The organism is Kribbella sp. NPDC056861 (genome assembly GCF_040687575.1).
GTDB lineage: Bacteria > Actinomycetota > Actinomycetes > Propionibacteriales > Kribbellaceae > Kribbella.
Window position 1 is genome coordinate 19,073 of the sequence record NZ_JBFBNQ010000007.1, and the last position, 8,492, is coordinate 27,564.

General features: G+C 69.1%; 9 protein-coding genes. 4 read left to right on the forward strand and 5 right to left on the reverse strand.

Features of this window, described 5'->3' with window-relative positions:
- Positions 1–3 precede the first annotated feature (3 nt).
- A complete protein-coding gene (locus tag AB0P21_RS31705; RefSeq protein WP_363701313.1) occupies positions 4–540 on the forward strand; it encodes a GNAT family protein in 537 nt (178 codons plus the stop codon).
- Here the strand turns inward: AB0P21_RS31705 and AB0P21_RS31710 are convergent.
- The 3 genes from AB0P21_RS31710 to AB0P21_RS31720 are packed head-to-tail and all read right to left on the reverse strand — an operon-like array spanning position 504 to position 1,860.
- Positions 504–998, reverse strand: coding sequence for a hypothetical protein (locus tag AB0P21_RS31710; protein WP_363701315.1), 495 nt, complete (start codon positions 996–998; stop codon positions 504–506). The genes AB0P21_RS31705 and AB0P21_RS31710 overlap by 37 nt on opposite strands.
- On the reverse strand, positions 989–1,513 hold the full coding sequence (locus AB0P21_RS31715; protein WP_363701317.1) for a hypothetical protein: 525 nt from the start codon (positions 1,511–1,513) through the stop codon (positions 989–991). The genes AB0P21_RS31710 and AB0P21_RS31715 overlap by 10 nt, the downstream gene beginning before the upstream one ends.
- Positions 1,510–1,860 (reverse strand): PadR family transcriptional regulator, encoded by a 351-nt coding sequence (locus tag AB0P21_RS31720; RefSeq protein ID WP_363701319.1) that lies wholly within the window; start codon positions 1,858–1,860, stop codon positions 1,510–1,512. Before AB0P21_RS31720 ends, AB0P21_RS31715 begins: the two co-directional genes overlap by 4 nt.
- 70 nt (positions 1,861–1,930) lie before the next feature.
- On the opposite strand from AB0P21_RS31720, the gene AB0P21_RS31725 reads away from it, so the two are divergent.
- Together AB0P21_RS31725 and AB0P21_RS31730 are read left to right on the forward strand one after the other, a co-directional pair.
- A complete protein-coding gene (locus tag AB0P21_RS31725) occupies positions 1,931–3,568 on the forward strand; it encodes a PHP domain-containing protein (protein WP_363701321.1) in 1,638 nt (545 codons plus the stop codon).
- Positions 3,569–3,588: 20 nt separating this feature from the next.
- Complete coding sequence (locus AB0P21_RS31730; protein WP_363701323.1) at positions 3,589–4,488, forward strand: oxygenase MpaB family protein; 900 nt, start codon at positions 3,589–3,591, stop codon at positions 4,486–4,488.
- On the opposite strand, the gene AB0P21_RS31735 is transcribed toward AB0P21_RS31730, so the two are convergent.
- The gene (locus tag AB0P21_RS31735; RefSeq protein ID WP_363701325.1) at positions 4,485–5,333 is read right to left on the reverse strand and encodes an SAM-dependent methyltransferase; all 849 of its coding nucleotides are present in this window, start codon (positions 5,331–5,333) and stop codon (positions 4,485–4,487) included. The genes AB0P21_RS31730 and AB0P21_RS31735 overlap by 4 nt on opposite strands.
- 150 nt (positions 5,334–5,483) lie before the next feature.
- Here AB0P21_RS31735 and AB0P21_RS31740 point away from each other — a divergent pair, with 150 nt between their 5' ends.
- A complete protein-coding gene (locus AB0P21_RS31740; protein ID WP_363701327.1) occupies positions 5,484–6,701 on the forward strand; it encodes an ROK family transcriptional regulator in 1,218 nt (405 codons plus the stop codon).
- A gap of 38 nt (positions 6,702–6,739) precedes the next feature.
- On the opposite strand, the gene AB0P21_RS31745 is transcribed toward AB0P21_RS31740, so the two are convergent.
- Positions 6,740–7,333, reverse strand: a complete 594-nt coding sequence (locus tag AB0P21_RS31745) for a dihydrofolate reductase family protein (RefSeq protein WP_363701329.1) — start codon at positions 7,331–7,333, stop codon at positions 6,740–6,742.
- Positions 7,334–8,492 lie beyond the last annotated feature (1,159 nt).

Sequence of the window (8,492 nt, forward strand, 5' to 3'; positions counted from 1 at the left end):
GGGATGGATCCCCTCACCGGCGGCGGCACCAGGTTGCGCGAGTTCAGGCTCGACGACCTGGAGGACTATCTTGCCGTCGTCGGTGATGACCGGGTCACCAGCTGGCTGTCCTTCGACAGCCGCGACCGCGCCGCCGCGGAGAAGCAACTCGGCGGCATGGTGGAGCGCGCCGCGCTCGCCGATCGGCCGGACTACGCACTCGCCGTCACCCGCCTCGACGACGATCGGCTGATCGGTTTCGCCCGCCTCGGACCCACCGGGGTCCAGGCGGCGCACCTCGGCTACGCGATCGCCGCGGAGTACTGGGGGCACGGGTATGCGACCGATGCGGCCCGGACGCTGGTGAACTTCGCGTTCGAGTCACTCAAGCTGCATCGCGTCAGCGCCGCGATCGGGCCGGAGAACCTGGCCTCGGTCGCCGTCGTCAAGCGCCTCGGCTTCAGCTACGAGGGCCGAATCCGGCACCACGTCTTCACCAACGGCGACTGGCGCGACTCGTTGCTCTACTCGCTGCTGGCGACCGAGTTCCGCGCCGACTGAGATCGTCGGGACTCTGAGCGCCGACCGAGACTGACCGCGGCGACTCCGGCCAAGGTGGCCAGCGCGGCGACAGCGGCCAGCAGGGCGAAGTCTTGGCGCGGCTCGACAGTGCTGGTGCCCAGGGTGGCGGCGGTGTAGAAGAGCAGCAGCCAGGGCATTGAGTTCACTGCGAGTGCTGCTGCCCAGCTTCGGCTGCCGTCGGTCAGCAGGACGGCGATGGCGGCTGCCAGCAGGGCGATGCCCAGCAAGATGCCGGCGCTGACTCGCACCGAGGTCTGCTCGGGTGACCGGTAGTAGAACCACGAGTCGCTGTGCAGGGACAACGCGCTGATGAGTACTGCGCCGATCGTCGGAAGCGCCCCGAGACAGCTCAGCAGACTGCGGGACCCGGCGTACTCAGAGCGGTCGGTCGACAGGCGGGGTTCGCCGAGGGCTGCGAGGGCGCTGATCAGCGCCATGAAGGCCAGGACGCCGCCGGGAGGACGGGAGAAGCCATGGCTGAAGCCAACTGGTCGATCGGCGGGAACATGAGCGCCACGGCGCTCGCGCCGCTGAAGGCGCCTAGCCAGCGGGCGGCGGTTGCGCGACCTAGGGTCGCCGCGATTGCGGCGAGTAGGCCGGCGAGGAAGCAGATCGATCCGGTAGTGAGGTTGCCGAGCGGGGAGGCTTCCATGCTGGTCTGCGGATCCCAGGGCGCCCACTCGCCGAAGATCAGGAACGTGCTGCTGACCGCGGCAAGCAGTGGCACCGCGATCACCGACACCCGGTTGCGGACCCCCTGGGTCATGGTCGGCGGGCCTGCCTGAGTGACGCGGAGGCGGGCCGCGTGGACTGCCAGGTTGAGCAGGTCTCTGAGATCGGTACGCCCGCGGGCCTCGGCGGAGTCGAGCAACAGGCCGAGTGCCTCCTCGCCGTGCTGCTCGCGCCACCAGCGCGGATAACACCTCAGTACTGCGCGGTGCAGCGCGCTCATGCGACACCACCCCCGGTCGCCGGGCCCAGCCGGAGCCGGAGGCGGCGGACCGCCTGGTCGGCGTTGGACTGGAGACGGGCCGCCTCGGTGGCCAGCGACTCGGCACCGGCGTCCGTGAGTTCGTAGTACCGGCGGAGGCGGCCGTCGACGACCTCCTCGCCGGCGGGGCGGACCAGTCCCTCCTCGCGGAGGCGGTCGAGGGCGGCGTACAGGGTGCCGGGGCGGAGGGTGACGCGGCCGCTGGACAGGCCGGCCACCTCGGTGATCACCGCATAGCCGTGCTTGCGGCCGTCGGCGAGCGCGGCCAGCACGAGGAACGTCGGCTCGCGCATCTCGGAGGAGGACATGCGATGAACAATAGTCAGATGATCGGTATATGACAATCATTGAGCTATCCGGACCAGTACGCTGCTGGGCATGACGAAGCAGCAGGTTCCCACCTGGGCCGACCCTGAGGTTCCGGAAGAGGCGCTGGATCCGCAGGGGGTTTCGCGGCGCGGGTTGATCCGGGGCGCGGGGATGCTGGGGCTTGGGTTCGCTGCTGCCGGTGCGGGCGCTGCGGAGGCTGCGGCCACTGGCGATCCGGAGCTGGTGTATCTGGTCGGCGATCACCATGTGCACAGCCGGTACAGCCATGACGCGAAGTACGACTTCACCCAGCTCGCGCAGCGCGGGGCGCAGTTCGGGCTGGACTGGATGGCGTTCACCGAGCACAGCAACTTCGGGCATGCGGACAAGGGCGCGCAGGCGGAGAACGCCGAGGTGGTCAAGGCGCGGGCGGAGAACCCGCGGATGCTGATCTTCCAGGGCCTCGAGTGGTACATCCCGGCCGCCGAGCACGGCACTGTCCTGGTCGCGCCGGGGCCGAACAACGTGGCGCTGCTCCAGCAGTTCGAGCGCGAGTACGACGGCAAGCTGACCGGCCGCGCGGGCGACACCGCCGAGAACGAACTGCACGCGATCAAGGCGCTGCACTGGCTGGCCACGCAGAAGAAGAGCGGATTCGTCGACGACGTGCTCGCGATCGCGAACCACCCGCTGCGACTGGGGATCGACGCCCCGCACGAGCTGAGGGGCTGGCGGGACACCGGCGTACTGATCGGGATGGAGGGCGCGCCTGGTTCGCAGGGTGACGCCGATCCGGCCTGGGTCGCCTTCCGCGGTACGACGAACTCGCAGCGCGGCGAGTATGTGAACAACCCAGGCGCCGGGAGCTTCCCGGGGTACCCGAACGACGCCTATCGCACGTACGGCGGCTTCGACTGGGCGACGGCGACAGTGGGCGGCCTGTGGGACTCCCTGCTCGCCGAGGGGCAGCTGTTCTCAATCACCTCCAACAGCGACAACCACCGGACCATCTGGGACACCTGGAAGGACGGGGTGTTCCCAGAGGGCCAGAACTTCGACTCACTCGGGTGGAAGCCGTCCCCGACCGACGCTGGTACGCCGCAAGCCGGTAGTGACTTCTGGCCCGGTCAGTTCAGCCGGACGCACGTGGGAGTCACCAAGTACGGCTACCTGGACGTGATGGCCGGCCTGCGAGCTGGGCGGGTCTGGGTGGATCACGGGCAACTGGTGGACGGCATCGACGTACGGGTGGCTCCGGCGGGGTCGTCGCAGCGAGGGGTCACGCTGGGCGGCCGGTTGAAGGTACGCCGTACTGAGCGGCTGGAGCTGCGCGTCACGGTAACCAGCGCGACCCGGCCGAACTTCCACGGCCTACTGCCGCGACTCGCTCACCTCGACGTCATTCGCGGCGTGGTGACCGGTACTGCGCCCGACAAGGACAGCTGGCGCGCACCGGACACGCGGGTCGTCGAGCAGGTCGACGTACGGCGTAAGACGGGCACGTACACGCTCCGCATCCCGCTTGGCCGGGCAGAGCGGTCCCACTACCTGCGCCTGCGCGGCAGTGACGGCAAGCGGAACGGTCCCGGCTACCTGGGTCGCAGCATTGACCCGGCCGGGCCGATTCGGCACCCGAACGGCGACGGCGACCCGTGGCTCGACACCTGGCTCTACACGAACCCGGTGTTCGTGGACGTCTCTGTGTAGCCGGTGGGAACCGGAGACATATGTCCGCCACCCCGCAGGAGAGTGTGTTCAACCCGTTGCGCGACGGGCTTGCCCGGATGGTCATGTCGAAGGTGGCCGGGCCGGACCCGCAGGTCGTGCGGGATCGGATCCACAACACCCCGGGACCCAGGTGGTTCGCGCCCGACCGGCCGATCCGCCGAGTGCACGGGGACGCCTCGATGTTCGCCGGTGGGCTGCGGGCGCTGCTGCTGCAGTCGCTGCATCCACTGGCCATGTCCGCGGTCTCGGCGCACTCCGGCTACCGGGGTGATCCGTGGGGACGGCTGCAGCGGACCAGCTACTTCCTGGCGGTCACGACGTACGGCACCGAGGCGGACGCGGAGGAGGCGGTCGCTCGCGTGCGTGGGGTGCATGAGCGGGTGCGCGGGAGCAGTGCGGACGGCGAGCCCTATCGGGCGTCCGACCCGCATCTGCTGAAGTGGGTGCACCTGGCTGAGATCGACAGCTTCCTGGAGGCTCACCAGCGGTACGGCGCCGCGCCGCTCGACGATGCCGAGCGGGACGGGTATGTCGAGGACACTGCTCGGGTTGCCCGGGCGCTGGGGGTTGTGGACCCGCCGACGACTCAGGTGGAGTTGCGGCAGATGCTGTACGAGTACCGCCCAGAGCTACGCGGTACTGCGGAAGCACGGCAGGCAGCACGCTTCATCCTGGTGCACCCGCCGGTACCGCTCGCCGCGAGACCCGCGTACGCAGTACTGACTGCTGCGGCGATCGGGTTGTTGCCCTGGTGGACGCGCTGGCCGCTGCGGTTGCCGCTGCTCCCGTTGGCCGAGGGGACGGTGGTGCGAGCTGCGGGTCTCGGGCTGACCCGGACGATTCGCTGGGCGCTGACCTCGCCGGTGATCGGTGAGGTCGATGTGGAGAAGTCGCTCTAGGGTTTGCGGGCTAGGCCGCAGTACAAGATCTGGCCGGCAGCCTCGCTGAGACTTGCGGCGGTGGTTTCGTCATGGTCGACGCCGGGCGGCCACCAGTCGAAGAGGCGGACGACGCTGGGCTCTAGGAGCTCCAGGCCGTCGAAGTACGAGGTGATCTCGGCCGGGGTGCGGAAGCGCAGGGACGGGAACTGCTCGCGGAACTTCTCCTCCAGCGCCGTCGCCAGCAGGGCCGGCTCGCTGCCGTCGCGCGGATTGCAGGCGTGGCTGATCGCCAGGTACGAGCCGGACGGCAGCGCTTCGACGTACCGGCGGACGAGTTCGCGGGTCTGGTCGAGGTCCTCGACGTGATGCAGGATCAGCGCCTGGATCAGGCCGACCGGGCGGTCGAGGAGGCCGGCCACGACGGGGTCGGCCAGGAGCTGGTCCGGCGTGGTGAAGTCGGCCGGGACGAAGAAGGTGTTGGCGTTCTCGAGCAGCAGCGCGCGGCCGTGCGCGATCACGGCCGGGTCGTTGTCGACGTACCCGACCTTGGCCGCCGGGTTGACCCGCTGGGCGAGCTGATGAGTGTTCTGCGCGGTCGGCAGGCCGGAGCCGAGGTCGAGGAACCGGGTGATCCGCGCCTCCCGGGCGAGCCACTCGACGACGCGGGCCAGCCAGCGGCGGTTCTCGCGGGTCCACGCGGGTAGCTCGGGTGCGATCCGGAGGATCTGCCGGACGACGGCGCGATCGGATTCGAAATTGTCCTTGCCGCCCAGGAACGCGTCGTACACGCGAGCGATGCTCGGCCGGCTGACGTCGACACCTGGGGCCACCACTGGGTCCTGACCGCTCGCGGGCTCCGGCATTCAGTACCTCGTTTCGGTCGGCCTCCGGTAGCTTTCCCTCCGCCGGGGAGGCTGAACCGACCGATGATCACCTCGTGGACTTTGCGCCGATTTGCGCTCTGGGGTGCGCCTGGAGCGCTGAATGGCTCCGGTCGCCGGTAGCTTGGTCCCGTGCCGACGCGCTCGAACCGCCCGCTGCCGCTCGCTACTCCGGCGGGGGTCGAGGTGCTGACCAGGATTCTGACCCAGGGACCCATCCCGCGGGTCGAGATCGCGCGCCGTACCGGGCTGTCCCAGGCCGCCGTCACCAAGGCCGTCGCGCCGCTGATCGAGGCCGGCTTCGTCACCGACCAGCCGGTCGCAGTACCGGCTGACGACGACGCGCCGAGCCGGGCCGAGCTGGGCATCGGCCGGCCGGTCAGCCCACTGACGGTGGTGCCGGACAGCATCTCGGTGATCGGGCTGAAGGTGACGCCGACGGACCTGATCGGGGTGACGACGGACTTCCGGGCGGGGATTCGCGCAGTACGGCATCAGCAGGTGACCGACCTGTCCGCCGAGGCGGTGATCAAGCGACTGGCCGAGCTGGCGAAGGAACTGATCGAGACGCTCGACGACCCGCTCGACCCCGCCGGACCGCTGATCGGCATCGGCGTCGCGGTGTCGGGTGACGTCGACGCGCGGCACGGCGTGGTCCGGGATTCGCCGTTCATGGGCTGGCGCGATGTCCCGATGGCGACGCTGCTGACCGACCAGGTGAAGGTGCCGGTCGTGGTGACGAACGACGTACGGGCACTGACCGTTGCCGAGCACTGGTTCGGGGTCGGCGTCGATGCCGACTCGTTTGCGGTGGTGACGATCGGGTCCGGGGTCGGGTGTGGGCTCTACATCAACGGCGAGGTGGTGTCCGGGGCGCACGGGGTTTCGGGTGAACTCGGGCACCTGCCGCTCGCGCCTGGCGACCTGGTCTGCACCTGTGGACGCCGGGGATGCGTCGAGACGGTGGCTTCGTCGGACGCGATCCTGGCACGGGTGCGGGAGACGACCGGGCGTCCGGAGTTGGATCTGTCCGGGGCTATTGAGCTGGCCCGCAGCGGTGACGCGCAGGCTCGGGAGGCCTTCGACCGCGCCGGCGAGGTGATCGGTTCGGCCCTGGCGGCGATGGTGAACCTGGTCGGACCGGAGCTCGTGGTGATCGCCGGCGAGGGTGTCGCCGACTACGACTTGTACGACCAGCGGATGCGCCAGGCTTTTGCCGAGCACGCTTTCGGCGCTGCCGGCGACTGCCGCTTGATGCTGCGCTCACACACCTTCGACGACTGGGCCCGAGGAGCTGCGGCGACGGTCATCCGCTCGTACGTCCGCGGGGAACCGCCGCTCACTCGCTGACCCTCTTTATTGCTGCTGCCTGTTGCTGTTTGCTGTTGCTATGCCTTGCGAACGGCGTAGCGCAGGTGCGTGACGCCGACGCCCGCCATCACGATCGGGTCGCCCAGGATCGCCGGCGTGGTCGCAAGGTGGTCGAACAGCCGAACCCCCGACCCGAGCAGCACAGCCGCGATGTCGACGTTGATCTCGTCCAGCAGCCCGGCGTTCAGGCACTGCTGGATCGTGTCAGCACCGTGCACCGCCACGTCTTTCCCGTTGGCTGCCTCCTTGGCCTGCTTCACCGCGCTCTCGATGCCGTCGGTGACGAAGTTGACGGTCGACTCGGCCCGCGGCCAGCCGTCGGGGATCTGGTGGGCGAGAACGAAGGCCGGTCCCCAGGCGTGGTTGCCGCCCCAACCGTCAGCCGTCTCGAAGGTGCGACGCCCGGTGAGCACTGCACCGAGGCTGGCCGAGAGGGCCTGGAAGTGGTCGGCGCTGGGCTGGGACATCTTGAGCGGCATGGGCGCTGCTCCGCCGAGGTCTACCGTCACGTCGCCGGTGAAGTTCCAGGCGAACACTTCGCCCAGACCGCCGGTGCTGTCGGCAACGAATCCATCGAGCGACATGGACATTACTGCTACGAGCTTGGACATTTTGGTCTCCTGTTTGGTTGGTGGTTCGGTTGGCTGCCTTTCATCACTGCTACGAAGGGGCGTGCTTCGATCCGACAGTTTTGCGGATATTTGTTTTGGGGAGTTGGTGGAGGCGGGTGGGAGGTGTGGCGGGTGCCGGAGTGCGCTGGGGTCTGCCTTTTGCTTTGCGCTCAGTACGACGGTGATGGCCCAGCTTGCCCCTCCTATTGCGAGGTGACGTTCAGCGTCACGAGCCCGCGACGGCACCCACCGGCTCGTGACGCTGCGCGTCACCTCGCAAGACCAGATGCAGAGCGAAGTAACACAGCACCTGCCCGTCAGGTGACCAAGCACCGCACCCGCAACCCGCCACACCTCGCACCCACCCGCCACTGCCCGCGAGGTGCACCTTTGCTTTGCCTGCTGCGAGGTGACGCGAAGCGTCACGAGCCCGCGGCGGGCGGGGGCGTCGTACTGCGATGTTGCACCCGACCGCGCTGGGTCGCGACGGGTGTGCTTCTCGCAGATCATCTGACGGCGAGGTGACGCTAAGCGTCACGAGCCGGAGGCGGGCGGGTGCGAGGGGCGGCGGGGGTGCGAGGGGCGGGCGAGTGGCGGGCGAGTGGCGGGCGAGTGGCGGCACTTAATCACGGAGGAACCCGGATGATGTGCTATTTCGCCCTGCATCTGGCACTGCGAGGTGACGCGCAGCGTCACGAGCCCGCGGAGGCTGATGCCCGCCGAGGTCCACCTTGCATTTGTCTGTTGCGAGGTGACGCGCAGCGTCACGAGCCCGCGGTGGGTGGTGGGCGCGGTGGGTGGTGGGCGCGGTGGGTGGTGGGCGCAGTGGGTGGTCGGCGCAGTGGGTGGTCGGCGCGGTGGGTGGTCGGCGCGGCTGGCGAGTGGCGGCACTTGATCACGGAAAAACCCGGACGCTGTGCTACTTCGCTTGTATCTGGCCTCGCGAGGTGACGCGAAGCGTCACGAGCCGGAGGCGGGCGGGTGCGAGGGGCGGCGGGTGCTTGATCACGGAGGAACTCGGATGCTGTGCTATTTCGCCCTGCATCTGGCACTGCGAGGTGACGCGAAGCGTCACGAGCCCACGGAGGCCGCTGCCCGCCAAGGTCCACCTTGCTTTTTATCTGTTGCGAGGTGACGCGCAGCGTCACGAGCCCGCGGT